The sequence below is a fragment of the Pseudoclavibacter sp. AY1H1 genome (genome assembly GCF_002931055.1).
Lineage (GTDB): Bacteria > Actinomycetota > Actinomycetes > Actinomycetales > Microbacteriaceae > Pseudoclavibacter.
Genome location: NZ_PSXX01000002.1, coordinates 109,331 through 133,830, shown reverse-complemented (window position 1 = coordinate 133,830; position 24,500 = coordinate 109,331). Strand labels below are relative to the sequence as shown.

Annotated in this window: 42 protein-coding genes; 41 read left to right on the top strand and 1 reads right to left on the bottom strand. The window is 67.6% G+C overall.

Annotated elements, in window-relative coordinates; genetic code table 11:
• The first annotated feature begins 7 nt into the window (after positions 1 to 7).
• From C5E05_RS05010 to C5E05_RS04895, 24 genes are all read left to right on the top strand, one after another.
• A complete protein-coding gene (locus tag C5E05_RS05010) occupies positions 8 to 253 on the top strand; it encodes a hypothetical protein (RefSeq protein WP_104341315.1) in 246 nt (81 codons plus the stop codon).
• Positions 254 to 533: 280 nt separating this feature from the next.
• Complete coding sequence (locus C5E05_RS20050; RefSeq protein ID WP_181059376.1) at positions 534 to 773, top strand: hypothetical protein; 240 nt, start codon at positions 534 to 536, stop codon at positions 771 to 773.
• The gene (locus tag C5E05_RS05000) at positions 770 to 1,195 is read left to right on the top strand and encodes a RusA family crossover junction endodeoxyribonuclease (RefSeq protein WP_181059374.1); all 426 of its coding nucleotides are present in this window, start codon (positions 770 to 772) and stop codon (positions 1,193 to 1,195) included. The genes C5E05_RS20050 and C5E05_RS05000 overlap by 4 nt, the downstream gene beginning before the upstream one ends.
• Positions 1,196 to 1,389: 194 nt before the next feature.
• The gene (locus C5E05_RS04995) at positions 1,390 to 1,746 is read left to right on the top strand and encodes a hypothetical protein (RefSeq protein WP_146081035.1); all 357 of its coding nucleotides are present in this window, start codon (positions 1,390 to 1,392) and stop codon (positions 1,744 to 1,746) included.
• Complete coding sequence (locus C5E05_RS04990; RefSeq protein ID WP_104341311.1) at positions 1,743 to 2,162, top strand: hypothetical protein; 420 nt, start codon at positions 1,743 to 1,745, stop codon at positions 2,160 to 2,162. Before C5E05_RS04995 ends, C5E05_RS04990 begins: the two co-directional genes overlap by 4 nt.
• A 3-nt stretch (positions 2,163 to 2,165) precedes the next feature.
• Positions 2,166 to 2,993, top strand: a complete 828-nt coding sequence (locus tag C5E05_RS04985) for a hypothetical protein (RefSeq protein WP_104341310.1) — start codon at positions 2,166 to 2,168, stop codon at positions 2,991 to 2,993.
• Entirely contained in the window at positions 2,990 to 3,199 is a 210-nt protein-coding gene (locus C5E05_RS04980) for a hypothetical protein (protein ID WP_181059372.1), read from the top strand. The genes C5E05_RS04985 and C5E05_RS04980 overlap by 4 nt, the downstream gene beginning before the upstream one ends.
• Entirely contained in the window at positions 3,196 to 4,107 is a 912-nt protein-coding gene (locus C5E05_RS04975; RefSeq protein WP_104341308.1) for a hypothetical protein, read from the top strand. Before C5E05_RS04980 ends, C5E05_RS04975 begins: the two co-directional genes overlap by 4 nt.
• A complete protein-coding gene (locus C5E05_RS04970; protein ID WP_104341307.1) occupies positions 4,107 to 4,466 on the top strand; it encodes a hypothetical protein in 360 nt (119 codons plus the stop codon). The genes C5E05_RS04975 and C5E05_RS04970 overlap by 1 nt, the downstream gene beginning before the upstream one ends.
• 1 nt (position 4,467) lies before the next feature.
• Positions 4,468 to 5,016: a hypothetical protein gene (locus tag C5E05_RS04965; protein WP_104341306.1), complete on the top strand. Its 549-nt coding sequence runs from the start codon at positions 4,468 to 4,470 to the stop codon at positions 5,014 to 5,016.
• Entirely contained in the window at positions 5,013 to 5,219 is a 207-nt protein-coding gene (locus tag C5E05_RS04960; RefSeq protein WP_104341305.1) for a hypothetical protein, read from the top strand. Before C5E05_RS04965 ends, C5E05_RS04960 begins: the two co-directional genes overlap by 4 nt.
• Positions 5,219 to 5,644 carry a hypothetical protein gene (locus C5E05_RS04955; protein ID WP_104341304.1) on the top strand — a complete coding sequence of 142 codons (426 nt, stop codon included), beginning with the start codon at positions 5,219 to 5,221 and terminating at the stop codon, positions 5,642 to 5,644. Before C5E05_RS04960 ends, C5E05_RS04955 begins: the two co-directional genes overlap by 1 nt.
• The gene (locus tag C5E05_RS04950; protein WP_104341303.1) at positions 5,641 to 5,880 is read left to right on the top strand and encodes a hypothetical protein; all 240 of its coding nucleotides are present in this window, start codon (positions 5,641 to 5,643) and stop codon (positions 5,878 to 5,880) included. The genes C5E05_RS04955 and C5E05_RS04950 overlap by 4 nt, the downstream gene beginning before the upstream one ends.
• On the top strand, positions 5,877 to 6,122 hold the full coding sequence (locus C5E05_RS04945) for a hypothetical protein (protein WP_104341302.1): 246 nt from the start codon (positions 5,877 to 5,879) through the stop codon (positions 6,120 to 6,122). The genes C5E05_RS04950 and C5E05_RS04945 overlap by 4 nt, the downstream gene beginning before the upstream one ends.
• A complete protein-coding gene (locus C5E05_RS04940; protein ID WP_104341301.1) occupies positions 6,115 to 6,825 on the top strand; it encodes a helix-turn-helix domain-containing protein in 711 nt (236 codons plus the stop codon). Before C5E05_RS04945 ends, C5E05_RS04940 begins: the two co-directional genes overlap by 8 nt.
• Positions 6,822 to 8,012: an AAA family ATPase gene (locus C5E05_RS04935; protein ID WP_104341300.1), complete on the top strand. Its 1,191-nt coding sequence runs from the start codon at positions 6,822 to 6,824 to the stop codon at positions 8,010 to 8,012. Before C5E05_RS04940 ends, C5E05_RS04935 begins: the two co-directional genes overlap by 4 nt.
• Positions 8,009 to 8,302 (top strand): hypothetical protein, encoded by a 294-nt coding sequence (locus C5E05_RS04930; RefSeq protein ID WP_104341299.1) that lies wholly within the window; start codon positions 8,009 to 8,011, stop codon positions 8,300 to 8,302. Before C5E05_RS04935 ends, C5E05_RS04930 begins: the two co-directional genes overlap by 4 nt.
• Positions 8,295 to 8,690 (top strand): hypothetical protein, encoded by a 396-nt coding sequence (locus C5E05_RS04925; RefSeq protein WP_104341298.1) that lies wholly within the window; start codon positions 8,295 to 8,297, stop codon positions 8,688 to 8,690. The genes C5E05_RS04930 and C5E05_RS04925 overlap by 8 nt, the downstream gene beginning before the upstream one ends.
• A complete protein-coding gene (locus C5E05_RS04920) occupies positions 8,683 to 9,420 on the top strand; it encodes a hypothetical protein (RefSeq protein WP_104341297.1) in 738 nt (245 codons plus the stop codon). The genes C5E05_RS04925 and C5E05_RS04920 overlap by 8 nt, the downstream gene beginning before the upstream one ends.
• The gene (locus tag C5E05_RS04915) at positions 9,417 to 9,767 is read left to right on the top strand and encodes a DUF4326 domain-containing protein (RefSeq protein ID WP_146081034.1); all 351 of its coding nucleotides are present in this window, start codon (positions 9,417 to 9,419) and stop codon (positions 9,765 to 9,767) included. Before C5E05_RS04920 ends, C5E05_RS04915 begins: the two co-directional genes overlap by 4 nt.
• 160 nt (positions 9,768 to 9,927) lie before the next feature.
• Positions 9,928 to 10,566 carry a DUF6349 family protein gene (locus C5E05_RS04910; RefSeq protein ID WP_104341296.1) on the top strand — a complete coding sequence of 213 codons (639 nt, stop codon included), beginning with the start codon at positions 9,928 to 9,930 and terminating at the stop codon, positions 10,564 to 10,566.
• Between the two features lie 23 nt (positions 10,567 to 10,589).
• Positions 10,590 to 10,988 carry a hypothetical protein gene (locus tag C5E05_RS04905; RefSeq protein WP_104341295.1) on the top strand — a complete coding sequence of 133 codons (399 nt, stop codon included), beginning with the start codon at positions 10,590 to 10,592 and terminating at the stop codon, positions 10,986 to 10,988.
• A complete protein-coding gene (locus tag C5E05_RS04900) occupies positions 10,988 to 11,443 on the top strand; it encodes an ASCH domain-containing protein (RefSeq protein ID WP_104341294.1) in 456 nt (151 codons plus the stop codon). The genes C5E05_RS04905 and C5E05_RS04900 overlap by 1 nt, the downstream gene beginning before the upstream one ends.
• On the top strand, positions 11,440 to 12,066 hold the full coding sequence (locus C5E05_RS04895; RefSeq protein WP_104341293.1) for a molecular chaperone DnaJ: 627 nt from the start codon (positions 11,440 to 11,442) through the stop codon (positions 12,064 to 12,066). The genes C5E05_RS04900 and C5E05_RS04895 overlap by 4 nt, the downstream gene beginning before the upstream one ends.
• Here C5E05_RS04895 and C5E05_RS04890 read toward each other — a convergent pair.
• The gene (locus C5E05_RS04890) at positions 12,063 to 12,389 is read right to left on the bottom strand and encodes a hypothetical protein (protein WP_104341292.1); all 327 of its coding nucleotides are present in this window, start codon (positions 12,387 to 12,389) and stop codon (positions 12,063 to 12,065) included. The two genes, C5E05_RS04895 and C5E05_RS04890, sit on opposite strands and share 4 nt — an antisense overlap.
• Positions 12,390 to 12,437: 48 nt before the next feature.
• On the opposite strand from C5E05_RS04890, the gene C5E05_RS19765 reads away from it, so the two are divergent.
• The 17 genes from C5E05_RS19765 (at position 12,438) to C5E05_RS04815 (ending at position 24,485) form a co-directional block, all read left to right on the top strand.
• On the top strand, positions 12,438 to 12,671 hold the full coding sequence (locus C5E05_RS19765; RefSeq protein ID WP_146081033.1) for a hypothetical protein: 234 nt from the start codon (positions 12,438 to 12,440) through the stop codon (positions 12,669 to 12,671).
• A gap of 358 nt (positions 12,672 to 13,029) precedes the next feature.
• Positions 13,030 to 13,236 (top strand): hypothetical protein, encoded by a 207-nt coding sequence (locus C5E05_RS04885; protein WP_104341291.1) that lies wholly within the window; start codon positions 13,030 to 13,032, stop codon positions 13,234 to 13,236.
• Positions 13,237 to 13,959: 723 nt separating this feature from the next.
• Positions 13,960 to 14,418 carry a hypothetical protein gene (locus C5E05_RS04880; protein ID WP_104341290.1) on the top strand — a complete coding sequence of 153 codons (459 nt, stop codon included), beginning with the start codon at positions 13,960 to 13,962 and terminating at the stop codon, positions 14,416 to 14,418.
• Positions 14,415 to 16,076 (top strand): hypothetical protein, encoded by a 1,662-nt coding sequence (locus C5E05_RS20045; protein ID WP_181059370.1) that lies wholly within the window; start codon positions 14,415 to 14,417, stop codon positions 16,074 to 16,076. Before C5E05_RS04880 ends, C5E05_RS20045 begins: the two co-directional genes overlap by 4 nt.
• 11 nt (positions 16,077 to 16,087) lie before the next feature.
• The gene (locus C5E05_RS04875; protein ID WP_181059368.1) at positions 16,088 to 17,632 is read left to right on the top strand and encodes a phage portal protein; all 1,545 of its coding nucleotides are present in this window, start codon (positions 16,088 to 16,090) and stop codon (positions 17,630 to 17,632) included.
• A gap of 12 nt (positions 17,633 to 17,644) precedes the next feature.
• Complete coding sequence (locus C5E05_RS04870) at positions 17,645 to 18,889, top strand: hypothetical protein (protein ID WP_104341288.1); 1,245 nt, start codon at positions 17,645 to 17,647, stop codon at positions 18,887 to 18,889.
• A 67-nt stretch (positions 18,890 to 18,956) separates the two neighbouring features.
• Positions 18,957 to 19,625: a hypothetical protein gene (locus C5E05_RS04865; RefSeq protein ID WP_104341287.1), complete on the top strand. Its 669-nt coding sequence runs from the start codon at positions 18,957 to 18,959 to the stop codon at positions 19,623 to 19,625.
• A gap of 54 nt (positions 19,626 to 19,679) precedes the next feature.
• A complete protein-coding gene (locus tag C5E05_RS04860) occupies positions 19,680 to 20,633 on the top strand; it encodes a major capsid protein (RefSeq protein ID WP_104341286.1) in 954 nt (317 codons plus the stop codon).
• A gap of 14 nt (positions 20,634 to 20,647) precedes the next feature.
• On the top strand, positions 20,648 to 21,004 hold the full coding sequence (locus C5E05_RS04855; RefSeq protein ID WP_104341285.1) for a hypothetical protein: 357 nt from the start codon (positions 20,648 to 20,650) through the stop codon (positions 21,002 to 21,004).
• 15 nt (positions 21,005 to 21,019) lie between these two features.
• Positions 21,020 to 21,415, top strand: a complete 396-nt coding sequence (locus C5E05_RS04850) for a hypothetical protein (RefSeq protein ID WP_104341284.1) — start codon at positions 21,020 to 21,022, stop codon at positions 21,413 to 21,415.
• A complete protein-coding gene (locus tag C5E05_RS04845) occupies positions 21,415 to 21,822 on the top strand; it encodes a DUF6093 family protein (protein WP_104341283.1) in 408 nt (135 codons plus the stop codon). The genes C5E05_RS04850 and C5E05_RS04845 overlap by 1 nt, the downstream gene beginning before the upstream one ends.
• Positions 21,819 to 22,223: a hypothetical protein gene (locus tag C5E05_RS04840; RefSeq protein ID WP_104341282.1), complete on the top strand. Its 405-nt coding sequence runs from the start codon at positions 21,819 to 21,821 to the stop codon at positions 22,221 to 22,223. Before C5E05_RS04845 ends, C5E05_RS04840 begins: the two co-directional genes overlap by 4 nt.
• Positions 22,220 to 22,621: a hypothetical protein gene (locus tag C5E05_RS04835; RefSeq protein ID WP_104341281.1), complete on the top strand. Its 402-nt coding sequence runs from the start codon at positions 22,220 to 22,222 to the stop codon at positions 22,619 to 22,621. Before C5E05_RS04840 ends, C5E05_RS04835 begins: the two co-directional genes overlap by 4 nt.
• Positions 22,622 to 22,631: 10 nt before the next feature.
• Complete coding sequence (locus C5E05_RS04830) at positions 22,632 to 22,919, top strand: hypothetical protein (protein WP_104341280.1); 288 nt, start codon at positions 22,632 to 22,634, stop codon at positions 22,917 to 22,919.
• A gap of 6 nt (positions 22,920 to 22,925) precedes the next feature.
• Positions 22,926 to 23,441, top strand: a complete 516-nt coding sequence (locus tag C5E05_RS04825; RefSeq protein ID WP_104341279.1) for a hypothetical protein — start codon at positions 22,926 to 22,928, stop codon at positions 23,439 to 23,441.
• A gap of 85 nt (positions 23,442 to 23,526) precedes the next feature.
• Positions 23,527 to 24,087 (top strand): hypothetical protein, encoded by a 561-nt coding sequence (locus tag C5E05_RS04820; protein WP_104341278.1) that lies wholly within the window; start codon positions 23,527 to 23,529, stop codon positions 24,085 to 24,087.
• 125 nt (positions 24,088 to 24,212) lie between these two features.
• Positions 24,213 to 24,485: a hypothetical protein gene (locus tag C5E05_RS04815; protein WP_104341277.1), complete on the top strand. Its 273-nt coding sequence runs from the start codon at positions 24,213 to 24,215 to the stop codon at positions 24,483 to 24,485.
• Positions 24,486 to 24,500: the final 15 nt, after the last annotated feature.

The window sequence follows — 24,500 nt, the reverse complement described above, 5'->3', positions numbered from 1 at the left end:
CCCGCGCATGATCCCCCTCACGCCCCTCCAGTCGTGGGCGATGGTCGCCCTCGCGTTCCTCATCGTCTGGCTCTACTCGGAGATCCTGCAGCGGCTGTCGCTCGTCATGGACTACGGCCCGGCGGATGACGAGGAGCTCGACGTGAATCCGTACGACCGTGACCTGGATCCGTTCGGGTACATCGACGAGGAGACGGACCGCTTCCGAGATCAGCAGCTGTTGGATGACGACCTCGAGGCTCGCCATGGCTGACCCGGCTGAGGTGCTCGACGCCCTCGACTTCAAGTCCACCCCCATCGTCTGTGACGCGCGAAGCTGCGCGAACCCCGCCACTCGGCTCGTGGGTTGCCGGAAGCCCGGGTGCTTGCGCCCGTGGAAGCCCGCCTGCAGTGCCCACTCTCTCGTCTCGACCTCTAGCTCGATCGTCGCTCTGTGCACCGGCTGCCAGTCTCACGGCCCCGTGTATCTGATCCTCACCTCTCGGCCTCTCTGAGCCGTTCCCCCATCTCACCCCTCTGGAAGGGGGCATCAATTGTCGTACCCAAAAACACCCCGTACGAGGGCCCCGAAGCCTTCGAAGCTGCCCGTCTGGCGCTACCGCGTTCACCAAGTCGAGTCGGGATGGTGCATCGACGCCACCCACTCCACCGACGACGCCCCGTCGTGGCGGTTCGAGTACCGCAACACCCCGTGGAAGCTCGTCCTCAAGACCGCGATCCGTATGGCGTTCGGACGCATCGACCCCTCGAACTACGTGTGGGTGGCGCTGTGATCGAGTTCGAGGTCGACGGCCTCCCAAGCGCGCAGGGATCGAAGACCGCCGTGACCGTGGGCGGCAAGGCCCGCGTGATCGACAAGAACCCGAAGAGCCTCAAGGCGTGGCGGGACGCGGTCGAGAAGGCCGCTCGAGCCGCGCTCCCACCCGAGGGAGGGTACGGGCAGCACGTCCCCGTCATCGTCCAGATGATTTTTCGAATGCCGCGCGGGAAGACCGTCAAGCGGGCGCTCCCAACCACGGCGCCTGATCTCGATAAGACGCTGAGAAGCACGAACGATGCGATGACCAAGGCCGGCGTCTACTACGACGACTCGCAGATCGTCGAGTCGGCGGAGCGGAAGCGCTACGTGCTGCCTGGCGAAGTGCCTGGCGTGCGGGTCCGTGTCTCGGCTGTCGGGGAACGGGTAGACCCGTGAACCGCGCGCCTTGCCGGATGAACGACTGCGAAAACCCGTCCCGCGGGCGCGGCCTGTGCCAGAAGCACTGGGCTCGGTGGCGGAAGCACGGCGACCCGATGGTCGTGAAACGTCCCGGCGTCGACTACATGCGGAAGGCGCATTGCAGCGTGGGCGACTGCGGCCGGCCCGCTCACGCTCACGGCTTCTGCACCATGCACCTGACTCGCTTCCAGAAGCACGGCGACCCCCTTCACATCGAGCCTCGGCGGGGCAGGCCCCTCGACGGCGAGCACCCGACCTTCGCGGCCATCCACAAGCGGCTCACGCGAACCCTCGGGCGCGCGTCGGAACACGACTGCGTCGACTGCGGTGGGCCCGCCCGCGAGTGGTCCTACAACAACGCCGACCCCGACGAACTGACGGCCGAAATCTCCGGGCGGACACGAGGCCGGTTCACGGTCGCCTACTCGCTCGACATCAGCAACTACGACCCGCGGTGCACGTCGTGCCACCGCAAGTTCGACCAGGCGCACAAGCGACTGGTCTCGACCCAAGGAGAAACCCCATGACCAGCAACTTCCAGCTCTCCGGCCGACTCCCCGGCAACGAGACGAACGGCCTCGAGGAGCACTACGACACGTTCCTCGAGCAGGGCGGGCCGACCGAGACGACGATCGCTGTCGTCGAGATCCAGCGCAAGAAGTGGGCGCACGACGACGTGACGGGTGAGCCGTCCGCGATCGCTCGCATCACTCGCATCGAGGTGGCGGAGGGCGACGACCGGAAGCACCTCGTGCAGACCCTGAACCGGCTCACGTCGGCACGAACGGGTGACGCGCAGCTCGACTTCGACGGCACCGACGAGGACACGGACGACGTCGAACTGGACATCGACGAGGCCCCCGCAGCCACCGTCTCCGACTTCCCGCCCCTCACGCCTGACTTCTCGGACACTCCCGAGGACGACGGCCCGAAGGCGGCGTAGACCATGGCGACGAAGACAGCACCCAAGCCCAAGCCCACGTCGACGAGCCGCTTCCGCAAGCGCAAGTACGGCAAGAACCACGCCTACTACCTCCGCCAGGCTGACGGCTCCGAGGTGAAGCTCGACGGCGTCACGACGATCCTGTCGAACGGCATCCCGAAGCCGGCCCTCGTGTACTGGGCGGCGAACGCCACCTCGGACTACGCGACGGACCACTGGGACGAGCTCGCCGAGCTTCCCCTCTCGAAGCGCAACGAGACGCTCCGCAAGTCGAGGTACGCGATCTCCGACGAGGCGAAGGCGCGAGGTACGGAGGTGCACGACCTGGCCGAGCGGATCGCGCACGGCGAGGAGGTGGAGGTGCCGACGGAGATCCGCGGGCATGTCGAGTCGGCGGTGAAGTTCCTCGACGAGTTCGAGGTCGAGGTGATCCTCACGGAGACGTCGGTCTTCCACGACCGCGCCTTGTACGGGGGCACGTTCGACCTGCTGCTCCGCTCGAAGCTGTTCCCGGGGCGGGTGATCCTCGCGGACTGGAAGACGAACCGCACGGGCATCTACCCGGAGACGGCGCTGCAGCTGACGGCGTACGCGAAGGCCACCCACTACCTGGACGCGGAGAAGCGCGAGCAGCTGATCTCCGAGCTGGGGATCACGGACACGTGGGCGGTGTGGATCCGCTCGGACGGGTACGAGGTCTACGACATGGAGTGCTCGGACGACACGTGGGCGGCGTTCGCTCACGCGGCCGGGGTTGCTCGGTCGATCTCCGACAAGGAAGTGGCGGAGACGTGGAAGAGCGCGCCGCTGCGCCCGAGGGTCGCGGCATGACCCCGCTCGGCTTCCTCGTGCTCGTCCTGGCCGCCGCGATCGTCTGGCAGGGCTTCCAGATCAACGCCCTCCGGCGCCGCATCCGTGGCGTCTACGTCACCGCTGGCCGCGCGCTGTGGAACTCCGTCGACGCGAAGGTCAACGCCAACAAGGCGCTCGGTATCGAGACGCCCCGCACCACATTCACAGAAGGGATCGGCCAATGACCGACACCACCAACACGGAACTCGAAGCTCAGGAGTCCGTCGCACCGACCGAGGTCAAGTACCTCGAGCAGGTCGAGTACGCGTCGAACGACCTCCTCGAGTTCAGCCGCAACATGCACATCGTCTACGCGTTCGCTTGCTCGCTCGTGCAGACCCCGTTCGTGCCGCAGCAGTACCAGCGGAACCCGGGCAACGCGACGGCCGCGATCATGGCCGCCCGGGGGGTCGGCATCAAGGATCCGATGGCCGCTCTGCGAGCGATCGACGTCATCCAGGGCACACCCGCCTTCCGGGCGAACACGCTCCGAGGCCTGGCGCAGGCGGCCGGTCATGAGATCTGGGTCGAGGAGTCGACGACGCAGCGCGCGATCGTCGCTGGTCGACGCAAGGGCGACGACCGGGTGCAGCAGTCCGAGTGGGACCTGGACCGTGCTCGGAACCTGCAGCTCACGAGCAAGGACAACTGGAAGAAGCAGCCGAAGGCGATGCTCCTCGCCAGGGCGACGTCGGAGCTCGTGCGGCTGATCGCTTCGGACATGCTCATGGGCCTCTATGCGGCGGAGGAGCTCGAGGACGGGTCGGTCGTGCCCGAGTCGGCGGCCGAGGCGGAGAAGCCGAAGCCGAAGCGGGCGACGATCCAGCGGAAGAAGCCGGCGCAGGCGCTCAAGGAGCAGGCCGAACGGGAGGCGCAGGAGCCCACTGAGGAGCCTGAGACGCCCGCACCGTCCGAGGATGCCACCCCGACCGATTCAGCCCCGGAGGCGGGCGCGGAGCCGCTCCAGGATGCGGACGCGCCGATGGCGCTCATCGCTCCCGATCAGGGGGAGGAGCCGTTCACGGGCGACCCGGGGCAACCGACGAAGGAAGAGCTCGCCGAGTGGGCGCAGATGCCTGAGGGCTTCAGCTGATGACCGAGCCGGTGAACCCAGTCGAGGTCGAGGCGCACATCCTCCGTCTCGCGGCGGAGATCGAGACGGGCGCGGACGTGGTGTCGCAGTGGGAGGAGGCCTCGGAGGAGGCCACCGAAGCCGCTCGGCAGGCGTACGACCTGGCCTGGCTCAACGCTGAGGGTTTGCCGACTGAGCGTCGCATCCGTGCGGAGATCGCGACTGCTGATCTCCGCACGGCCGCCCAGGTCGCGACCTTGGGCTTCAAGAAGACGAAGCGCCGCTTGAAGGCGGCGGAGGACCGGTTGTCGGCATACCAGTCGGTTCTGAAATCAGTCATGCAGATGTACGGGGCTTCGGGCTCCGGGAGAGGCCACTGAGATGGCAAACGAAACACAGGAGCAGACGCTCCGCATCGAGGACGATGGCACGCTGCGCGGCCTTCCGAGCGGGGACTTCATCTACGAGGGAGACATCGCGGCCCTGCGTGACCACTTCCTGCGGGAGTGCGACGAGCAGCTGGGGCGGTGGCGGTGGCCGGAGAACCCGGATTACGTCGTCTACCCCGGTCCGGTGGACGCAGTGTTCGAGCGCATGTTCGGCCCTGGCGTGAAGTCCGTGGTCCTGCGGGAGTCGGATGGCATGACTAAGGGCTACGTACGAGAGGAGGATTTGGGTGGTCCCTCACGCTGGCCTCACGTAGAAGCGGCTCGTGCCTACTTCGGCGCCCATCCGGAACCCAAGCCGTGGGTGGACGCGCAGCTCGGTGAACTCTGGGAGCTGACGATCGAGGGCCAGGATCATCGTGCCTTCGTCCGCAAGGCGAACGGGGTGTTGCTGTTCGCCACCGACACTCGCGGCAGCTGGGACCCCAAGGCCGAGCGCATCACGGCGGGCCACCGCATCTTCCCGCCGGCGGAGAAGTCGTGAGCGCCCGCACTCGCCGCGTCGCGAACCTCGTGAACGCGAACAAGCAGCTCCGCGGGGAACGCGACCGGGCCCGCAACACCGCGGTTCGCCTCGAGCAGGAGTGCGCGGAGCAGACCGACTACATCCGCGAGCTCGAAGGCCGCCTCGTGCTCGACGACCTCGAGGCCCGCTACGCCGCGACCCCGCCGAGTCAGGTCATCTGATGGCCGACCCGACCGCGGCCGACCGGCAGGCCGTCTACACGCGGGACGTGTTCCGGTGCGTGAGGTGTGGGGGAGAGCAGCTGCTCACCGTGCAGCACCGGGCCGCGGTCGGGATGGGCGGCACGAAGCTCCGCCCCACGACCACGGAACTCCTCACCGCGTGCCTGATCTGCAACGAAGCCTTCGAGGGGTTCCTGCAGACGGGGGCGCTCCTCAACGGGTGGAAGGTGCCCCGCTGGCTGCAGGAGAAGGGCAAACGCGAGGGCATGAACCTCGTGGGCGACGTGCCCGTCTACTACGCCGTCGAGCGCATCTGGTGCGTCCTCATCATGGGCGCCCGCATGCACATCACTGAACAGCAGGCCCTCGCAACGATGCGTGACATCTACGGGCCGCAATACGACGAATGGAGGTTGGCCGCATGAACGCCATCCCGATCACAACGAACCCGGTCTGGGGGTGGGGAGACTGCGTCGTCTGCGGCGACGGCCACGTCACCGTCCGCGGACTCGTCTTGCTCATCGGCACAGAGGAGCCGACGCTGGCCCGCATCGGCTGGTGCTCCGCAGCTACCTGCCTCGAAGACCGCGGCATGACGAACTACCTCGCGATGTCCGAGAGCCAGATCGCGCTCATCGATGGGGCGGGGGTGCTCGCATGACCTCGACGGAAGCCACCACCTGGGCGTGGAAGCAGACCGAAGATCCGCTGACGAAGCTGGTGCTGGTCGCGATCGCCAGCTGCAGCAACGGCACATGGGAAGCGGGGCGTCTCACGCTCCTGTCGCTGGCCACTGGCCTCCCGGAGGGCCAGCTGCTCAACATCATCGGCGAGATGCTGGCCAAAGGCCTCGCTCGATGGGAAGACGGACTGCTCGTGCTGGCGGTGAGCTCCAATGACTGAGGGTTTCGCGGCTGTGCCGAACTGGATCATCCGGGACCCGAGCATTTCGCGCGGCGCGGTGTCCGTGTTCATGGCACTCGCATCACGATCGGGCCCCGGAGGTATCCACCCATCGCAGGCGACCCTCGCCCGCGAGCTCGAGGTGTCGGAGCGGTCGGTGCGCCGATGGCTCGCCGAGCTCGAGGAGCGTGGCCTCATCCAGCGGGTCGCTCGCCGAGCGAACTCGCGAGGAAAGGGCAACGGACTGCCCGACGGCTACACGCTCCACCCGAACGGGAAAACGCAGGAGGGACCGGCCATGGGTGTCCGGTCGGTTCCGAAGCGACCGGCCACCGGAGACGTAGCGACCGGCCACAGCCTGCAAGCCACTCCTCTTATAGAAGAAGAACCCGTTAAGAAGAACCCGGGGGAGAGCGACCGGACAGAAGAGCTCTTCGAGAAGTTCTACGAGGTCTACCCGCGCAAGGTCGGGAAGGTCGATGCGCGCAAGGCGTTCGCGAAGGCAGCGCGCTCGACACCGGCTCAGTACATCGTGGAGGGCGCGGCCCGCTTCGCCGCCGACCCGAACCTCCCCGAGAAGCAGTACATCCCGCATCCGTCGTCGTGGCTCAACAAGGGCCGCTGGGATGACGAGCCGCTGCCGCAGCGAGCGGAGTCTGCTCCGCAGCGTGGCTACGTCGACGACATGGACTGGGCACGATGATCACCGTCGAGCAGTCGGTCATCGCTGCACTCCTCCTCGAGGAGCAGTACTTCCCGGAGGCGATGAAGGCCGTAGAGGCGAGCGACTTCGGGGACGTGCGCCTCGGCGAGATCTACTCGCGGATGCTGACCATGCGGGAGCGCGGTCAGGGCATCGACGCGATGACGGTCGGTCTGCAGCTGCAGGAGTGGGGGATCCGCGGCATCGAGGCGCACGAGCTGCACGCGTGGACGTCGGAAGTGTTCACGGGCTCCAACGTGGGCTTCTACGCGGAGCAGGTGGCGCGTGAGGCGTCCGCTCGGGATCTCCTCGCCGTCGCCGTGAAGCTGCGGGACGACGCGGAGGGCGACCCGGGGGAGGCGATCAGGGCCGCGAAGGAAGGCCTCGAGGCGGTCGAGCAGAAGCAGGTCGTCGACGAGGGAAAGCTGCTGGGCTTCAACGAGCTCATCGCGATGCCGGTGGAGCACGACTGGCTCATCTCGGGCCTCATCGAACGCCAGGACCGGCTCATGCTGACGGGTGTGGAGGGGTTCGGGAAGACGGCCCTCCTCCGGCAGTTCGTGTTCGCGGCCGCCGCCGGCATCCACCCGTTCCGCGACTACCAGCAGATGCCTCCCAAGCGGGTGCTGGTGATCGACGCGGAGAACACCGAACGGCAGTGGACACGCAACCTGCGCAACCTCGCCGAGCGCATCCCGGATGCGCAGGCGCACGCCTCCGTCGACCATCACTTCGCGGCGAAGATGATCCCCCGCGGGGACATCACGAAGCCCCGCGACCTCGCGAAGCTGCACAAGTACATCGACCGGCACAAGCCCGACATCGTCATGATCGGCCCCCTCTACCGGTTGGTGCCGGGGTCGATCACGAACGACGACGACGCGGCGCCCGTGCTCACCGCGCTGGACACGATCCGCGACCGCGGCATCGCCCTGCTGATCGAGGCGCACGCGGGGAAGTCGGACAACGGGAAGGGCGCCAGGAACCTCGCGCCTCGCGGTTCGTCCGCGCTGCTGGGGTGGCCGGAGTTCGGCCTTGGGTTGCAGCCGGCGCGGGGGAAGCCGTTGGAAGCGGAGCTCGTGCCGTGGCGCGGGAACCGCGAGGAACGTCTCTGGCCGCACCGGCTGGTCAAGGCCAGCACTGGCCTCCCATGGCAGATACCCGAGGAAGGGAACTGGAACCGATGAAGGACCACACCGTCTACTTCGCCCCCGAGGGGAGCGACGACTTCCAGGAGCTGCCCCTCATCGAGGGCGGACTCACCACGGACCCGGCCCTCGTCGCGGAGGACTCGCAGATCCGCGCGACGGCCAAGAAGCTCGCCCACACCACCGAGCTGACCGTCGAAGAGGCCGAGCGCCGGATCCGCGCGTTCCTGCAGCAGCAGGCGACCGCACTCGAAGCCCCGAAGTACGTACCGAACCGCGCCACGAGGCGCAAGCAAGAACGAGAAGCAAGGAGGGCACGTCATGCCTGAGCAGGAGAAGACACCGCTGTCGACGGCGGACGTGAAGCGCCGCTACTCGTGGGGCATGGCCCCGCACAAGTCCATCCCGGGCGGCATGTACACGGTGGCGGCCGCGGCTGCCGACTTCGACCGGTGGCTGACCGTCCACGACGCCGAGGTCAGGGCCGCGGAGCGCGCGAAGATGCTCGGCGACTTCACCGACGCAGCTACCAACGCGCGAACCATCGACGCTGCGGCGATCGTTCTGGACGAGCACGCCTTCACTGAGCGCATCAAGGGCAGCCGCAAGGCCCGCCGCCGTGCCCGACTACTCGCTCGGGCGACTATCGAGGCCGCCGTCGTCCGCTTCCAGCGCGACGCCCGGAAGCGAGCGAATCGGGAGGCTCGCAATGGCTGACTGCATCCGCGGCTGCACGTGGCAGGACGGCGACGAGTCCGGCCCGTCCGAGGCCACCCGAGGCCAGCTGTGCGAGTGGTGCTTCCTGCGGCTCCGTGATCACCTGTCGTGGGCGCCGAACGTCACCAGCACACTCCGCTCCGAGGTCATCCCTGCCCTGCAGGCCGTCGACTTCGAAGCCATCCGCGTGGACGGGTCGCACGAGCAGCGCCTCCCGTTCTCCATCGCCCACCTCGAAGCGGCCGACACCATCCACGAGGTCATCGCCCGCAACACGGACGAGTGCATCCGCATCATGGGCGTCGCCGGGCCCGAGGTCTCGCATCTGCGCCTCGCGGCGGACATGAACGCTGGTGGGCTCCGTGCCGTCATGACCCCGCGGGACGCACACGCGGCGGTCGCCGACGCCGCGGGGTGGATGCTCCGCTACCTCGAGTCCGTCGCCTACCTCGACCTCGTGGGCGACATTCACGACGAGGTCGTCGACGCCGTCAAGAAGGGCCGCAGCCTGGCGGGCATGCACGACGCCAGGCCCCGCCGAGCGCGGGCTGCGTGCATCGTGTGCGGCACGAACACCGTCGAAGTGGACTGGCAGGACGACGGGACCGCGAAAGTGCAGTGCAAGACCTGCCACCTCCCGGCCCCCGCGTTCGACCCGCGTCTCGTGTTCGAGGTGCAGGTGCAGGCGGCGTTCGAGGAGTTCGGGCGAGCAGGGGAGCAAGCGTCGTGAGCGAGCCGAAGCGCATCCAGCGCAAGCGCACGAAGGGTTGGCGCATGCCGGAGGGTGCGGTGTACGTCGGCCGCGGTTCGAGGTGGGGGAATCCGTTCCGCATCGCCGAGCACGGACGCGAGCGAGCGATCCAGTGGTTCGCGAACTGGCTCAGCAACACCGTCGACGAACAGGGCAGGTACTGCGACGGCCGGACGGACTACGAGGGCGCGGAGAGCAGCACGCGGCCCACCGTCGCCGAGATCCGCTTGGAGCTCGCAGGCAAGGACCTCGCCTGCTGGTGCCCACTCGGCCAGCTCTGCCATGCCGACGTGCTGTTGCGGATCGCCAACAGGAGCACCCAATGATCCGCCCGTCGCGCGCCGCCGAGCGCCCCACCCACCCGAAGAACCTCCTCAAGGGGTCCTGCCACCGCAACTGCTGCTGGGTCGGCCCGTTCTCCCCATGCGGGAAGCGCGGCGCCTGCCAATGCCACACCGCACCGAGACCAGAGAGGAGCACCAAGCCATGACCTCGCTCGCCCTGTTCGACCTCGCCGACTTCGAAGCACCCGCGCCGGTCCCCGCGACTCGCGTTCCCGACGGGTTTTCGCTCGGCTACTTCCCGCCGGCGGAACTGGTCGAAGCGTGGGAGCAGTGGACGGACACACACGGGAACATGAACGCCTACGCGGTGTCGCGCATGTGGCACATCGATCTCATGGACTCGCTCGACGCGACAGAGAACGGCCACGCGCTCGCCGCGTTCACCGCCGAGCTGCGCTGGTGCGCCCACGGATGGCACGCCGGATGCCTGTGCGTGGGGGAGATCGTTCACCGCGCGATCTGCGAGCCCTGCTCGTGGCACGCGTTCGGCAGCGGCGACGACGTCATCGCGCACTGGCACGACCACGCCTGGCCAGGGTGGCGTGACCTACCGGTCCTCCCCGACGCGCTGCGACCGCATGGGGGCGGCGTCGGCCCGGGAGCGATGGACAAGGGCACGGCCAAGAAGGCGCGCGCGTGGCTCACCGACGCGTACCCGCCCGAGTTCCAGATCGGCGGCGCACCCATGCTCACGCACCGCGAATCACCAGGCACACGCGCCGTCCCGGGGTACTCGCCCTGGGGTGGCTTCGACATCAGCACAACAACCCTCGCGGCCTGACCGCACCAACGAAAGGACACACCATGAGCACGAAGACCTTCCCCACCCTCGCCGTCGTCACGGCCACAAGTGGTCGCCTAGCCTGCGAAATCGGCCAGCTGTACGAAGTCCTCGACCACGTCCTCGACGACAGCCTGATGACGCACCAACTCCCTGCGGCGGCTAGAGCAGCCTCACCGATCCTCTACAGGCAGTTCCCGTGGCTTGAGGGCCTCGTACTCCCCGCAGGCGGAGAGCACGACTTCAACGCCGCCCTCGCGGCCCTCGTGGACGAACACGGGGCCACTCTCGAGGTGCGCACGGCAGCGGACCTCACCATGGACGCCATGTGGACCACGGGAAACGCGCTGCGCGACCTCGGACAGATCGCGGAGTCCACGGGTGCTCAGATCATCGGAGTCAACGTCGACGGGGAACGCTGATGCGCGTCCTCACGGTTCGTCAGCCCTGGGCGTGGGCGATCATCCACGGCGGGAAGGACGTCGAGAACCGGTCGCGGAACCTCGCCGGCGGCTACCGCGGGCCCGTCGCCATCCACGCCGGCCTCACCGCTGTCGACTATGACGATCCGGTCTGGGAACAGAACGAGTACCGAGACGCGTTCGCGCGTGAGACGTCAGCTGTACGGCACCGAGTCGACGAGCGCGGCTCGATCATCGGCGTCGTCGACCTAGTCGACGTGCACAACGACGAGGGTCCAGGTCCCCACGACGACCCGAATGGGTGTTGCACATCCGTCTGGCACGAGGACGGTGAGTGGCATCTCGTGCTCGCGAACCCGCGCCCCCTCACCGAACCGATCCCGTTCAAGGGCGGGCTCGGCCTCCGCAAGCTCACCCCCGAAACCATCAACCTCATCGAAGGAGCCCTCTCATGAGCGCATGGCCTGACGAGCTCACCGTCGACCCGATCGGCGAGTGGCCCGGCACACTCACCGCCACTCGCCGCCGCTCCGACTTCGCCTCCACCTGGACGCAGACGCTCGAGCTTCTCGACCGTGAGACGCGCATGCTCGGCGGGAAGAACGTCCGCCTCCAGGTCGCCATCCCAGCACAGCATTTCCGCCTCGACGGCCGCCCCCGAGCGACAGCGAAGGCCGAGCACCCCGGCGTGATCCTCACCCTCGACTCGAAGCACGGCGCCCTCAGCTACCCGTGCGACACGTTCGAGGGATGGCAGGACAACGTCCGCGCGATCGCCCTCGCCCTCGAGGCGCTCCGCAAGGTCGACCGGTACGGCGTCACCAGGGGCGGCGAGCAGTACCGCGGCTTCCTCGCCCTCGACGCTGCACCCAAGCTCGATACACGCTCGGCGTGGCTCGTGCTGTGGCACGCAGCCGGCTACGAGGTGGCGACTCTTCCGAACCACAGCGACCGCGTGGCTGTCGAGATCCTGCGCAAGGCGAAGCGCAAGACCCACCCCGACACTGGGGGCAACGCCGAGGCCTTCCAGCGCGTCACCGAAGCCGAGCAGTACCTACGAGACGCAGGGGAGATCTAGAGGAAGAGCGACCACACACTAGCGACGGCCCCCATGACGACACCTACGCCGATGAACAAGAGATCTGCGAGCACAGCCTGCGGCCTGTTGCGAACGGCTGCAACGATGATCGGCATCCCGGCTTGTACCTCCGCGTACGAGACAAAGCCCTCGTCGTAGAGGCCCAGCTGATCCACCTGATCCCCCTTCACCTTCTCCATGACGGCTTCGCGACTCTCGCGTACTGGTTGAGCCTCCTTCCTCGCCAGAAGGTACAGGCGGACTAAGCCGACGAGTGGCAACAACGCGGCGAGGACGTAGAGGATGACGATGGTTGAACGCATGGCGCAACGCTACCTGGATCCAGCTTCCCACCTGGGATAATCAATCCCATGAGCGAACAGCCGACCTATCTCACAACGCGTGCAGCAGCACGCCGCGTGAATAGGTCGGTTCGTTCGTTGCGGACGTGGCGCCGCGACGGCATGCAGGTGCGGTTCGTGGGCCGCCGCATGGAGGTCGAGGAGGAGCACCTGCTCCTCTGGTGGAGGCAGAAGACCTTCGCGAACCCCGTCACCCCGTACCGGATCCGACGATCTCAGAAAGAAATTTCGGTCACGACTTGACAGGGGAGCGTCTTCACCCTGTTTAGTAAAGATCGACACAGTTTCAGAAGGCCCCGGAACGATCCCTGGCAGCAGCCACATCGCCGGGGCTTCGTCGTATCCGGACAGTGCACCCGCCCCCGCGTGAGACCGGGCAGGACGGGACAGGCCGCGGGACGCAAGCTCAGCGTCGTGTCACAGACGAGCAGAGGGCGAGGGCCGCTGACTCGGGGGAGTCAGCGGCCCCACCTCACCCCACACTTGCGGGCGCGTCAACGCCGCCCACACGTCGAAGGACACCCACAATCGGCAGCCCCGTACTCGAGCCGAGGTGCACCTGCGCGCCCGCAACACACCACCCCCACCGAAGGAGCACACCGTGACCGCCAGCATCCAGACCACCGCCAGCGCCGACAACGCCAAGACGCTCGGCGACTTCGCACGCGAGGTCACCGGCATCAGCGAAGAGCAGACCCTCAACGGGCTCAGCTACATGAACATGATCGGCGCCCGCCTCAGCTTTACCGTCACCGTCGTGCTCACCGAAGAGCATGCAGCCGACCTCAACGGACGGCTCGGGCTGTAGCCACACAGGCAGGTGGAGACCGCTGGTTGGTACAAGGGCATGTTCCCTAAACGTGCAACCGAACAGCAAGGTGGGTGACGCCCCGCGGGGCTGAGGACTGACCTGACTGGCGGCCTAAGAACGAGGCGACGCTACGCGCCTACTCCACCCGCAGGTGAGGTTCCCCGCGAAGGACGCGGGGACGCAAGCCGGGCACGCACTCCCGAGCCTCACCTGCACCCACTCGAAGGGGAGCCATGCCCTGGCGCGTCTGCTCCCAGTTCCCCTGCCCCGAGCTCACCCAGACCAGGTGGTGCCCCACCCACGCACGAGAGCACGAGCAGCAACGAGGCAGGCCAAGCCAACGCGGCTACGACCACGCACACACCAAGAGGCGAGCCCACTACCAAGCGAGGCTCGACGCCGGCGAAGCCATCCCCTGCGCAGAGTGCCAACGCCCCATCACCAAGCACGACCAATGGGACCTCGGCCACACCGACGACGGCAAGCGCCATACCGGACCCGAGTGCCAACGATGCAACAGGCGCAAGGCAGGCCACAAGGCCCACAGGTGAGCCAGGACACACCCAGACGACACTCACCCTCGACTCGACCACCCCGACGCGCCACAGAGGCGCGCAGGGGGTGGGGGATACCCCCTTTCCGACCCTGGCTTCAGGACCGCCGGGGAGAGGAAAAAACCGTCCAGAGGGTTCAAAGGGTCGATGAAGGGCGGGTGAGGGCATGCCAGCTGGTGGTGCTAGATCGAACTCAGGCCCCCCGCAGGACCCCACTTCGGCGAAGTCGGAGAAGCGCGGGACGCAGCTCATCACCCTCCCCTCGGGTGGGTTCAAGGGCAAGATCCCGCGCTTCCCGCTCCCAACGAAGACCGACCGCGAGGCCGAGATGTGGCGCTGGTTGTGGCGCACTCCGCAGGCCGCGCAGTGGTCGAAGGAGTCCTGGCGGCTGATGTTCGTCGGCAACTACTGCCGCATGTTGGTGCGGATGGAGGCCGGTGACTCGTCCGGCACGGTCGCGCAGAACGCGTTGAAGCTCGCCGAGCAGCTGGGCATGACGCCGCATGGGCTCCGCCTCAACGGGTGGGTTCTCGGCGTCGACGAAACCGCGGTCAAGCGCGAAGAGAAGCGCGTCGAGTCGGCAGGCGGTGAGCGCCGGAGGAACTTCGGGGTGGTGGCGTCTTGAACGATCTCGTCATCCCGTTCCCCACGCTGGGACACCTCCTCGATTCGTGGCTCTTTCAGCACGTTTCGATCCCGGATGGGTGGCAGCGCGGCGAGCCTTTCGGGCAAACGCGCTGGCAATACTGGTGCACCGCGAACCACTACCGCATCCGCGAGGGCGCGCAGTCGGTCGACGGGCGCCCGCTCGGCGCGCAGGCGTTCGTCTACCGCAAGAGCCTCATCATCGGCCCGCAGAAGTCCGGCAAGGGCCCCTGGTCCGCCGGCCTCACGTCCGCCGAAGCGGTCGGCCCGACGCAGTTCATCGGCTGGGCGAAGAAGGGCGACGCGTACCGCTGCGCCGACTGGGGTTGCCCCTGCGGCTGGGAGTACGCGTACGAGGTCGGTGAGCCCATGGGTGGCCGACACCCGTCCCCGCTGATCCACCTGACGGCGCTGACCGTCGACCAGGTCGACAACGTCTACGGCCCGCTGACGGAGATGATCGCCGCCGAGCCGCTCTCGAGACTGCTTCTGGTGCGCGACGACTTCGTGCGCATCCAGGGCTCCTCGCTGGGTGGCAAGCGCGACCGCATCGACGCCGTCACGTCGAAGGCCTCCTCGAAGCTCGGCCAGCCGATCCACTTCGCACTGCAGGACGAGTTCGGCCTGTGGCTCGAGTCGAACGGCATGCAGAACGTCGCGGACACGCAGGACCGCAACGCGACCGGCATGAACGGGCGCACCCTCGCCACGACGAACGCTCCCGACCCGTCCGAGAACTCGGCGGCGCAGAAGCTCATCGAGGAAGCCAGCGAGGACGTCTTCATCTACTGGGACGAGCCGCCGCGCGACCTCGACTTCTCCATCCCCGAGGACCGCATCGAGATCTTCCGCTACGTGTACCGCGACTCGCCCTGGGTGAGCGTCGACGGCATCGAGGCGCTCTCCGCCGCGCTCGCGAAGCGCGATCCCGGCCAGGCTGAGCGGTTCTTCGGGAACCGCATGGTTCGAGGCAAGGGCAAGTTCTTCCCCGACATGCAGCCGTGGGACGGCAAGCGCTCACCCGTCGAGGTGCGTCCGCGCACGAAGGTCGCGCTCGGCTTCGACGGCTCGGACGCGAACGACTGGACGGGCATCCGCCTCGAGACGCTGGGCCAGCACCAGTTCACTCCCACGTACACGGCCGGTGACGTCACTCGCCTCGCGCTGTGGAAGCCGGAGGAGTGGAAGGGGCGCATCCCTCGCGAAGAGGTCCGCGCCGCGGTCGAGCACATCTTCCGCACGTACGACGTGACCCGCGGCTACTTCGACCCCTACCTGTGGCAGACCGACATCGCCGCGTGGGCCCAGAAGTACGGCGAAAAGCGCGTCATCGAGTGGCCGACGAACGGCATCAAGCGGATGCACGCCGAGCTGGTGCGCTTCCGCGACGACGTCCTCGAGGTCGACTCGGCTTTCACGCACGACGGCTGCTCGGAGATGCGCACGAACGTGTCCAACGCGGTCGTGCGCGCCCGAGCGGGCGAGACATTCATCATCGGCAAGCCCGAGGACCACCAGAAGATCGACCTCCTGATGTCTGGAGTCCTCGCCCACGCGGCCGCCTGCGATTCGATCGCGGCTGGCCTGGGCAAGGCGCAGTCCTCGAAGGTCTCCACGGTGGCGTTCGGCTTCAACTGAGAGGAGGCGCAGTGGACGCCACCCTTGCGCAGCAGCGCCTTCGCTACGCGGAGCAGAAGATCAACTTCCGGCGCCCCACGGTGCAGAAGCGCGAGCGGTATGTGCGCGGCATCCAGGAGCTCCCGTTCGCGCCGAACGGTGTCAACAAGGAGTACGAGCAGCTGCGCGACATGTCGATCGCGAACTGGCTGGACCTCTGGTCGAGCGCCCCCGTGCAGCGCCTGCGCATGGACGGCATCCGCGCGGGGCTCGACACCAAGGACAAGAAGCCGAAGGCCGGCGAGATTGGCGAGATCGACAAGGCCATCTGGCGGGACGTGTTCCAGGCGAACAAGTGGGACGTGCGCCAGTCGCACGTCTACGCGTCCCTGATGCGCCACGGCCGAGGCATCGCGTCGGTGTGGCCGAACAAGAAGAACCCGAAGCAGCCCATCGTCCGCTACGAGTCCTTCGAGCTCGTGCACATCGAGATGGACCCCGACGACCCGCTGACCCCGCTGTGGGCGGCGAAGGTCTACCAGGTGGACGACCTCGCGACGGGTCAGGCCAACGCGTTCATCCTCCCCAACGGCATGAGCCGCACGAAGACGATCGGCATCGTCTACGACGACCAGAAGATGATCCGCTTCGAGCGGGGCGGCGTCTCGTCGGCGTTCGGCGGCGGCTGGGAGAAGGTCTTCGAGAGCACGCACCCCATGGGGGAAGTGCCGTTCGCGCTCTACGACTACAAGGTCAAGGACAACGGCGAGCCGTGGTCAGGCCTCGACCACATGATCCCGCAGCAGGACGCGCTCAACACGGTGCGGTTCAACACGCTCCTCGCCATGCAGTTCTCCGCGTTCCGTCAGCGCGCCGTGTCGGGCTTCGACCCGCGCGTGCTCGACGCCGAGGGAAACATCGTCTACCGGACGAACACGGACGGTCAGCCGCTGCTCGACGCCAACGGGCAGCCCATCCCGATCATCCACAGCCCCGGCAAGGCAGGCGTCGACCGTATCCTCGCCTTCCCTGGTGAAGGAACGAAGGTTTGGGACCTGCCGGAGTCGGACCTCGGCAACTACATCAAGGTGCACGAGAACTTCCTCGTCAACTTCTTCGCCACCGGCCAGATCCCGCCGCAGTACCTCCTCTCGCGCATGGCGAACCTCTCCGGAGACGCTCTCGCAGGGGCGGAGTCGACGTTCGCGTCGCTGCTCGAGGAGATCAAGCTCTCCGCCGGAGAAGGCAACGAGCAGGTCGCGAAGCTCGCGTGGAAGGCACGCGGCGAGGACCACGAGTGGGACCCCTCCGCTGAATGTCAGTGGGCCGACACGGAAGCGCGTTCGTTCTCGCAGATCGTCGACGCGCTCACGAAGCTCATCGCGGTCGACTTCCCGCACCAGGCGGCGTTCGAGATGATCCCCGGCGCGACCTCGCAGAAGGTCGAGCGGTGGATGCAGCAGATGGACGCGGAAGCACTCAGCTCGAACCTCACGCGCGTCGCTCGCGAGTTCCGCGGCGCCGGCACGCCACCTCCCGCCGAGGTGGACGAGGACGAGCTCGAACCGGCCGTGTAGATCGGGGGCGTCGTGCTCGAGTCCGCGATCGTCCACTACCAGGAGCAGCAGCAGATCAAGGTCAAGACGGTCAAGGCCGTCCGTCGCCTCTGGCGGGGCATGACGGACGACTTCGACCTGTCCTGGTCGCGGATCGGCCTCGACGTCGGTGACGCGATCATGGCGGGCCAGCTCGCCGCGTCCCAGGCCGCGCAGGAGCACCTGCTCGGCATGGGCGACGAGCTCGACCTCGGCAACCCCGTCGGCTTCGCTGACCCCTTCGCGTTCGTCGGATGGACCAGCGAGGGCGTCGAGCTCGACCGCGTCACCCGCACGTCGGTCGTCGGCGCGAAGCAGCTCGTCGGGGCAGGCGTCGATGTCGCCTCGGCGCTCACGCAGGCCGGGTCGTGGCTCGAGCGGCTGACGGCGAACGAGCTCACGGGCGCGGCGTCCGGCATGTCGACGACCACGGTCACGAGCACCCCGCAGACGGGGTATGTGCGGATGCTGAACCTGCCGTCCTGCAAGGACTGCATCATCCTCGCGGGCCGCTGGTACAGGTGGAACCAGGGCTTTCAGCGCCACGGCGGCTGTGACTGCGAGCACATCCCCGCTCGCGAGTCCATGGCCGAGCTGCGCACCGACCCCTACGAGGCGTTCAAGTCCCTCACGAAGACCGAGCAGGACAAGATCTTCGGCAAGGCGGACGCTCAGGCGATCCGTGACGGCGGCGACATCTACCGGGTGGTGAACGTCCGCAACCGGGGCCTCTCGGACGGCAGGAGCCGCCAGGCGCGCCGCTACGGCACCCCCACGCGCATGACGGTCGACGACATCAACAAGCTCGCGACGTCCCGCGACGACGCCATCCGGATGCTCACCGACGAGGGCTACATCCTCCCCGCCGGTCAGGTCCCAGGCGGCAGCATCCGCGGCAACGACGGGCTCTCCGAGTTCGGTGGCCTCATGGCCGGGACGATGGGGCGCGGCGGCACCCGCAAGGGCGCGACGCAGTCCTACCGGGAAGCGATCCGCACCGGCAAGCGCGACCCGCTGAACCCGGGCACGCAGACCGCCGCCGAGCGCCGACTGCACGTCGCCTACCTCAACTGGGAGGCCGTGAAGGCCGGACGTAACCCCTTCTCGTCGACCGGCGCTGCGCGCCTCACGACAGACCAGCGCGAGCGCGTGCGCATGGACCTCGAGCTGATGGTCCGCACCCTCGACCGCCAACCCGACCAGGTGCGCGACCTCGCGCGCCTCCTCGGCCTCATCTGACTTCCCGCCGGCGCAAGGCCGGGCCGGGTTCACCGACGCGCAAGGCGTCACACGAAGGAGAAGCGAAATGCGCAAGCACTTCACGCCCGTCATCGGGTTCCGCAGCAAGTTCGACGTCATGGGCATCCGCTACATGACCGACGCCGGAGACGGCAGCGGTCAGCAGGCAGGAGCCGCAGGAGCAGGCACAGGCGGGGGCGACGGCGCGCAAGGCGCTGACGGTCTCGGCGACGCCGGCAAGCAGGCCATCGAGCGCATGAAGGGCGAGCGCAACGCCGCCCAGAGCGAACTCAAGGCCTTCACGTCACTCGGGCTCAGCGCGGACGACCTGAAAGCACTCGTCCAGGCCAACCAGGACAAGAGCGCCGACAAGATCCGCGAGCAGGCCACGAAGGAAGCGAACGACGCTGCGAACGAGCGGCTGCACAACAAGCTCCGCTCGAACGAGCTGCGCACACAGGCCGCAGTCCTCGGGTTCAACGACCCGAACGACGTCGGAGCCTTCCTCACTGCTGAGCAGATCGCGGGACTCTCCGTCTCCGACGCCGACGAGGTCGACGGGGCGGCCGCGAAGACGCTCCTCGAAGCCCTCGCCAAGTCCAAGCCGTACCTCGTGAAGGACACCGTCACCGACTCCCGCACCGCTGGCATCGGCTCGGTCGGCTCCACAAGTGGGGCCACCAACGTCCAGCCGGGACGCAGTCGCATCGCGGCCGCCTACGGCGCCAAGAAGTAACCACGTCGTCACAGCAGTGGCGGCGCTCAACCTCACCCGAAAGGAACCGCAGCTATGGCTGTGACACTCGCCCAGGCAGCAACCCTGAGCACCAACGACCTGCAGCGTGGCGTCCTCGAGACGTTCGTGCAGGAGTCGTCCGTCCTCGACCGCATCCCGCTCATGCCCATCGAGGGCAACGCGTACGCCTACAACCAGGAAGCGACCCTTCCTGGCGTCGCGTTCCGCTCGGTGAACGAGGCGTACGTCGAGTCCACCGGCACGGTGAACCAGCTCACTGAGAGCCTGGTCATCCTCGGTGGCGACGCGGACGTCGACCGCTTCATCGTCCAGACGCGAGGCAACCTCAACGACCAGCGCGCCGTGCAGACGGCGATGAAGGTCAAGGCTGCCGCCTACAAGTTCCAGGACTCCTTCTTCAACGGCGACACCGCCGTCGAACCGAAGGGCTTCGACGGTCTCCGCAAGCGCCTCACCGGCGCCCAGGTCATCTCGTCCGGCACCAACGGCGCACCCGTGCTCGGCAACGGGGGCACGGACGCGCAGGACTTCTTCGACCGCCTCGACGGGCTCGTCGCGCAGGTCAACGGCCTCGACGCGTCCAACGGTGCGATCTACGCCAACCGCGTCATCCACGCGAAGATCCGCTCCGCGGGTCGCCGCCTCGGCGGTGTGGAGATGGTCAAGGAGGACATCACCGGGAAGCGTGTCCTCACGTGGAACGGCATCCCCGTCCTCGACCCGGGCAACACGGCGGCCGGCGCATCCGTGCTCGGCAACGAGACGGCCGGCACCGAGACGACCGCGTCCAGCATCTATGCCGTGAAGTTCGGCGACGACGAGGGCGACCAGGGCGTCACGGGCCTCACCAACGGCGGCGTGCAGGTCTACGACCTGGGCGAGCTGCAGGAGAAGCCCGTCTACCGCACCCGCATCGAGTTCTACTGCGGCCTCGCTGTCTTCGGCGGCAAGGCAGCTGCTCGTCTGACCGGCGTCCTCGCACGCTAGAACGGAGAACCATCATGGCAACCACTCGAGCCAAGACCACCACCCTCGACGACGACACGACGAAGCCCTCGGTCACGGAGCCGGGCGACGGCCCCGCCGACACCACGGACCCGACGGAGATCGCGACGTCGGTGACGCCGGGCACGCCCAGCCCGGAGGCGATCGCCGCGGGGACGCAGAACGCGGTGATCCCCGTCGCGAAGGCCCCGGTGAAGAAGACACCGGTGTCCGAGCAGCGCGTGGAGCACTACGAGCAGGCGCGCCCGGACGGCACGAAGGTGCGCGTCAAGCACAACCTCGACACGGGCAAGACGGAGATCGTCGAGGCGGAGACTCCCGCCGAGACGCCCCCGACGACGCCCGCCGCGTAGCAGGGGAGGCCGCTCATGCAAGCACCGATCAATGTCGACTCGATCCGTGGCGTCATCGAGCGGCCTCTCACCGCGGACGAGGTCCGGGTGATCCCGCAGTGGATCGACCAGGCCGTCGAGAAGCTCCTCGACGCCGTCCCGGACCTCGAAGCCCGCAAGGCGCTCCCTCCCGAGAACCCCCGCCACGTCCGCGAGAACGTCGTCCGCGACGCGCTCGTGAACGCGGTGGAGCGGAAGGTGCGCAACGCCGGCGGCCTGGTCACGTTCGGCACGGACGAGTATTCGCAGCGCGTGGACGGGTCGCTCGCAAGCGGCAAGATCTACATCGCTGACGAGGACCTCGCCCGCTTCCAGCCGAGGCCAATCGCGGGCACCAGCCAGGGCGTCTACTCCATGCAGTTGGAGCTCTGATGCTGACACCATCACTCCTCGCCCAAGCCCAGGCGGTGACGGAAGCGACGTTCCTCGACACGTGCACGATCAACGTCGAGACGCTGAGTGAGAAACCGAACCCGGAGACGCTCAAGCACGACACCGTCCTCACGCCCATCAACGCCGAGCCGTGGCCGTGCGAGCTCAAGGAGTCCGCCACGCAGGTGGAGCTCAAGGACAACGCTGGCCGCCTCATCCAGACGCTGCAGTACACGCTCAAGCTCCCCATGAGGGACACCGAGCAGGTCGAGTCAGGGATGGTCGTCGAGATCGCGACGTCGCAGAACGCGGCGCTCGTGGGGGAGACGTTCCGCATCATCGGTCCGGTCGCGAAGTCGGCGGCGTCCTCGCGGCGCTTCCTCCTCGAGGGGGTGAAGCTCGCATGAGTCCATCCTTCGACTACTCCGACGTGCAGCGCCTCGTCGCGAGCTTCGGCAACCTGGAAGGCGAGCTGAAGAAGAACGTCAAGACCGCCGGCACCGTCACCGCCCGTCACGTGAAGGACGACTGGAAGTCGCTCGCCCTCGCTGACCTCGGCGGCGGATCGGCACGCGCCTACCCGTTCTCCATCGGCTACGAGACGGTGGAGCTCGCCAAGTCCATCCGGTGGGAGATCGGCCCCGACAAGGCCCGCACGCAGGGCGCGCTCGGCAACCTCATCGAGTACGGCTCCCGCAACAACTCACCCTTCGGCCAGGGCGCGTCCGCGCTCGAGGCGAACACGGCTGACTTCGAGCGCGGCATCGAGATCGCCGGGCACCAGGCGCTGGCGAGCGTCCTCGCATGATCGGTGAGCTCGACGCGTTCGTCGCCCTCCTCCGCACCGGCAACCTCGCCGACAAGGTCGACGTCGGACGCACCCGCAAGAAGCCGCCGTACGCGCTCGTGCTGCCCGGGAGCACCGACGACGAGCAGACACGCCAGACGGGGCCGTACGCCGCCGAGCAGCTCGTCTACGCCGTGAGGTGCGTCGGCCAGTCGCTCGACGCTGTGCTGCTCATCGCCGAGGAGGTCGACAAGCGCCTCCGCCCGCCGCCGATGCAGTTCGGCGTCGCCCTCTCCGTGGAAGGCCGCGACTGCTCGCCCATCGAGCGCGGCGCCACCGACACGTACCCCATCGACGACGAGCAACCCTCCCACTGGGTGGCGCTCGTCCTCTACAAGTTCACGTCCGAACCGACCTAGGAGCCCAGCCATGAGCCAGGACATCGCACTCGCCGAAGGCCCGGAAGGCCGCCCGATCGAGGTCCCGGCCTCGTACCTGGAAGACCTCCCGCAGTTCTTCAAGCCCTACGAGGGCGACGCGGGCAAGCACGCCGCGCCGTCCACCCGACGTGAGTCCATCACCGAGGGCCCGACCGTCGAGGAGCTCGCGCGCGCCGCGACACTCGGCGAGGAACTCCCCGCCCCCACCCAGACCGAGGACGAAGCGCCTGCTGAGTCCGAAGATGAGCCGCCCGTGCGGCCCGAAACCGAAAGGTAGCGCCGCATGGCCATCACCCTCACCCCTCCCGAGAAGTCCGTCAAGGGCCTCGGGAACCTCCTCATCCTCGCCATCCCGCGCAGCGCTGTCCTCTCGCCGACCGGCAAGGCAACGATCGCGGAGATGAACGCCGTCGGCGCCGTCGACATCACGTACAGCCACGTGCCGGACGGGTTCGTCTACACACCCGGCTACGAGATGCTCCCCGACGACCGCCTCACGTTCCCGCAGAAGCGCGAAGAGCGAGGCCTCGCGACCGACACACTCGTGTCGACGATCGTCTACGGCAGCGCCGCGGCAGTCGCGGACCCGCTGCTCATCGAGGACACCGAGTTCATCATCGCCGTCCGCGACGCCGTGCCCCACAACCAGGCCATCAGCGCCACCGACAAGTGGGACTTCCACAACGTCGAGGTCAAGAGCAAGGTCAAGTCCCCGCACACGAACTCCGTGCGCACGAAGGTCGTCACGTACGGCTACCAGCAGCCGGTCCTCAAGGACCAGGTCGCGCTGACCGCGTAGCGCGGCACCAGAACCTCGGGGCGGGCGTATCCCATCCGCCCGCCCCGAGCACCACTCCGATGGGAATTGATGGGAGATCAGACTCATGAGCAAGCTCAGCAACAGGGCCAGCACCGCGACCCGCGAATACCAGGACATCGACGTCCTCTTCAACCGAGAGCTCCTCGGCGAGCAGAAGCGCCGCACCGACAAGATGCTGAAGGCGAAGGAGGAGTACGCGCTCAGCACGCAGGAGGGGTACGACGGCGACCCCCGCTTCCCCCTGCAGGCGTACACCGAGGCGAAGCACGAGCTCGAGGAGTACCTCGAGTCCATCCGCGACGAGTTCGCCGTCATCCGCGTCGTCGAACTGCCCCCGCACCAGTGGCAGGCAGTCAAGGCACGCAACCCGCTCCCCGAGGACAAGTCGCTCTGGTCCGTACTGGACCACCGCTACGGCGTCGACGCGTACGCCACGACGAAGGCTGCGCTCGAGCTCTCCGCCCTCGAGGTCGACGGCGAGGAAACCGAGCAGCCCACCCCCGAGGTGTGGCAGAACGTGTTCGCGAACATCGGCTACGGCGACCTGTCCGCGCTCGTCATCGCCCAGTTCACCATCAACGAGATCGTCTACTCGGGCGGGTACACCGCGGCAAAAAAAGGCTAGACGCAGACCCTCGCCTGTACCGCGACGTCCTCCTCGCCATCGAGCTCGGCCGCTCACCCCGCATCCTCTGGGGGTGGGCGCCCGAAGCCGGCGAACCGGAGTTCTCGCGCGAGGATCTGGACCTCATGCACGCCGCCCGCGACAAGCAGGCGCAGACGTCCCCACGAGGTCACCTGTTCGCTGACGAGGTCAACCCAGAGGGCGACCCGCAGAACGGCTACGGCGCGTACGAGTGGCAGGTCAGCACCCGCACCAACTACGCCGTGAAGGCGATCGAGCTCGCGAGAGCCGACTTCGAGCGGGAACTCACCACGGGCTCGCTCAAGAGCCTCGACGAAGACGCCAAGCGGTTCGCTCGCGCGGGCCTCATCTACGAGGTGACCAAGGTCCCCAGATAACTCAACACAGGGGGT

Excerpts from the sequence above, each read along its gene's own strand:
- C5E05_RS05010 (WP_104341315.1), top strand. The coding sequence starts at position 8 with ATGATCCCCCTCACGCCCCTCCAGTCGTGGGCGATGGTCGCCCTCGCG.
- C5E05_RS04995 (WP_146081035.1), top strand. The coding sequence starts at position 1,390 with ATGCACCTGACTCGCTTCCAGAAGCACGGCGACCCCCTTCACATCGAG.
- C5E05_RS04990 (WP_104341311.1), top strand. The coding sequence starts at position 1,743 with ATGACCAGCAACTTCCAGCTCTCCGGCCGACTCCCCGGCAACGAGACG.
- C5E05_RS04985 (WP_104341310.1), top strand. The coding sequence starts at position 2,166 with ATGGCGACGAAGACAGCACCCAAGCCCAAGCCCACGTCGACGAGCCGC.
- C5E05_RS04980 (WP_181059372.1), top strand. The coding sequence starts at position 2,990 with ATGACCCCGCTCGGCTTCCTCGTGCTCGTCCTGGCCGCCGCGATCGTC.
- C5E05_RS04975 (WP_104341308.1), top strand. The coding sequence starts at position 3,196 with ATGACCGACACCACCAACACGGAACTCGAAGCTCAGGAGTCCGTCGCA.
- C5E05_RS04970 (WP_104341307.1), top strand. The coding sequence starts at position 4,107 with ATGACCGAGCCGGTGAACCCAGTCGAGGTCGAGGCGCACATCCTCCGT.
- C5E05_RS04965 (WP_104341306.1), top strand. The coding sequence starts at position 4,468 with ATGGCAAACGAAACACAGGAGCAGACGCTCCGCATCGAGGACGATGGC.
- C5E05_RS04955 (WP_104341304.1), top strand. The coding sequence starts at position 5,219 with ATGGCCGACCCGACCGCGGCCGACCGGCAGGCCGTCTACACGCGGGAC.
- C5E05_RS04950 (WP_104341303.1), top strand. The coding sequence starts at position 5,641 with ATGAACGCCATCCCGATCACAACGAACCCGGTCTGGGGGTGGGGAGAC.
- C5E05_RS04945 (WP_104341302.1), top strand. The coding sequence starts at position 5,877 with ATGACCTCGACGGAAGCCACCACCTGGGCGTGGAAGCAGACCGAAGAT.
- C5E05_RS04940 (WP_104341301.1), top strand. The coding sequence starts at position 6,115 with ATGACTGAGGGTTTCGCGGCTGTGCCGAACTGGATCATCCGGGACCCG.
- C5E05_RS04935 (WP_104341300.1), top strand. The coding sequence starts at position 6,822 with ATGATCACCGTCGAGCAGTCGGTCATCGCTGCACTCCTCCTCGAGGAG.
- C5E05_RS04930 (WP_104341299.1), top strand. The coding sequence starts at position 8,009 with ATGAAGGACCACACCGTCTACTTCGCCCCCGAGGGGAGCGACGACTTC.
- C5E05_RS04925 (WP_104341298.1), top strand. The coding sequence starts at position 8,295 with ATGCCTGAGCAGGAGAAGACACCGCTGTCGACGGCGGACGTGAAGCGC.
- C5E05_RS04920 (WP_104341297.1), top strand. The coding sequence starts at position 8,683 with ATGGCTGACTGCATCCGCGGCTGCACGTGGCAGGACGGCGACGAGTCC.
- C5E05_RS04910 (WP_104341296.1), top strand. The coding sequence starts at position 9,928 with ATGACCTCGCTCGCCCTGTTCGACCTCGCCGACTTCGAAGCACCCGCG.
- C5E05_RS04905 (WP_104341295.1), top strand. The coding sequence starts at position 10,590 with ATGAGCACGAAGACCTTCCCCACCCTCGCCGTCGTCACGGCCACAAGT.
- C5E05_RS04900 (WP_104341294.1), top strand. The coding sequence starts at position 10,988 with ATGCGCGTCCTCACGGTTCGTCAGCCCTGGGCGTGGGCGATCATCCAC.
- C5E05_RS04895 (WP_104341293.1), top strand. The coding sequence starts at position 11,440 with ATGAGCGCATGGCCTGACGAGCTCACCGTCGACCCGATCGGCGAGTGG.
- C5E05_RS04890 (WP_104341292.1), bottom strand. The coding sequence starts at position 12,389 with ATGCGTTCAACCATCGTCATCCTCTACGTCCTCGCCGCGTTGTTGCCA.
- C5E05_RS19765 (WP_146081033.1), top strand. The coding sequence starts at position 12,438 with ATGAGCGAACAGCCGACCTATCTCACAACGCGTGCAGCAGCACGCCGC.
- C5E05_RS04880 (WP_104341290.1), top strand. The coding sequence starts at position 13,960 with ATGCCAGCTGGTGGTGCTAGATCGAACTCAGGCCCCCCGCAGGACCCC.
- C5E05_RS04865 (WP_104341287.1), top strand. The coding sequence starts at position 18,957 with ATGCGCAAGCACTTCACGCCCGTCATCGGGTTCCGCAGCAAGTTCGAC.
- C5E05_RS04860 (WP_104341286.1), top strand. The coding sequence starts at position 19,680 with ATGGCTGTGACACTCGCCCAGGCAGCAACCCTGAGCACCAACGACCTG.
- C5E05_RS04855 (WP_104341285.1), top strand. The coding sequence starts at position 20,648 with ATGGCAACCACTCGAGCCAAGACCACCACCCTCGACGACGACACGACG.
- C5E05_RS04850 (WP_104341284.1), top strand. The coding sequence starts at position 21,020 with ATGCAAGCACCGATCAATGTCGACTCGATCCGTGGCGTCATCGAGCGG.
- C5E05_RS04845 (WP_104341283.1), top strand. The coding sequence starts at position 21,415 with ATGCTGACACCATCACTCCTCGCCCAAGCCCAGGCGGTGACGGAAGCG.
- C5E05_RS04840 (WP_104341282.1), top strand. The coding sequence starts at position 21,819 with ATGAGTCCATCCTTCGACTACTCCGACGTGCAGCGCCTCGTCGCGAGC.
- C5E05_RS04835 (WP_104341281.1), top strand. The coding sequence starts at position 22,220 with ATGATCGGTGAGCTCGACGCGTTCGTCGCCCTCCTCCGCACCGGCAAC.
- C5E05_RS04830 (WP_104341280.1), top strand. The coding sequence starts at position 22,632 with ATGAGCCAGGACATCGCACTCGCCGAAGGCCCGGAAGGCCGCCCGATC.
- C5E05_RS04825 (WP_104341279.1), top strand. The coding sequence starts at position 22,926 with ATGGCCATCACCCTCACCCCTCCCGAGAAGTCCGTCAAGGGCCTCGGG.
- C5E05_RS04820 (WP_104341278.1), top strand. The coding sequence starts at position 23,527 with ATGAGCAAGCTCAGCAACAGGGCCAGCACCGCGACCCGCGAATACCAG.
- C5E05_RS04815 (WP_104341277.1), top strand. The coding sequence starts at position 24,213 with ATGCACGCCGCCCGCGACAAGCAGGCGCAGACGTCCCCACGAGGTCAC.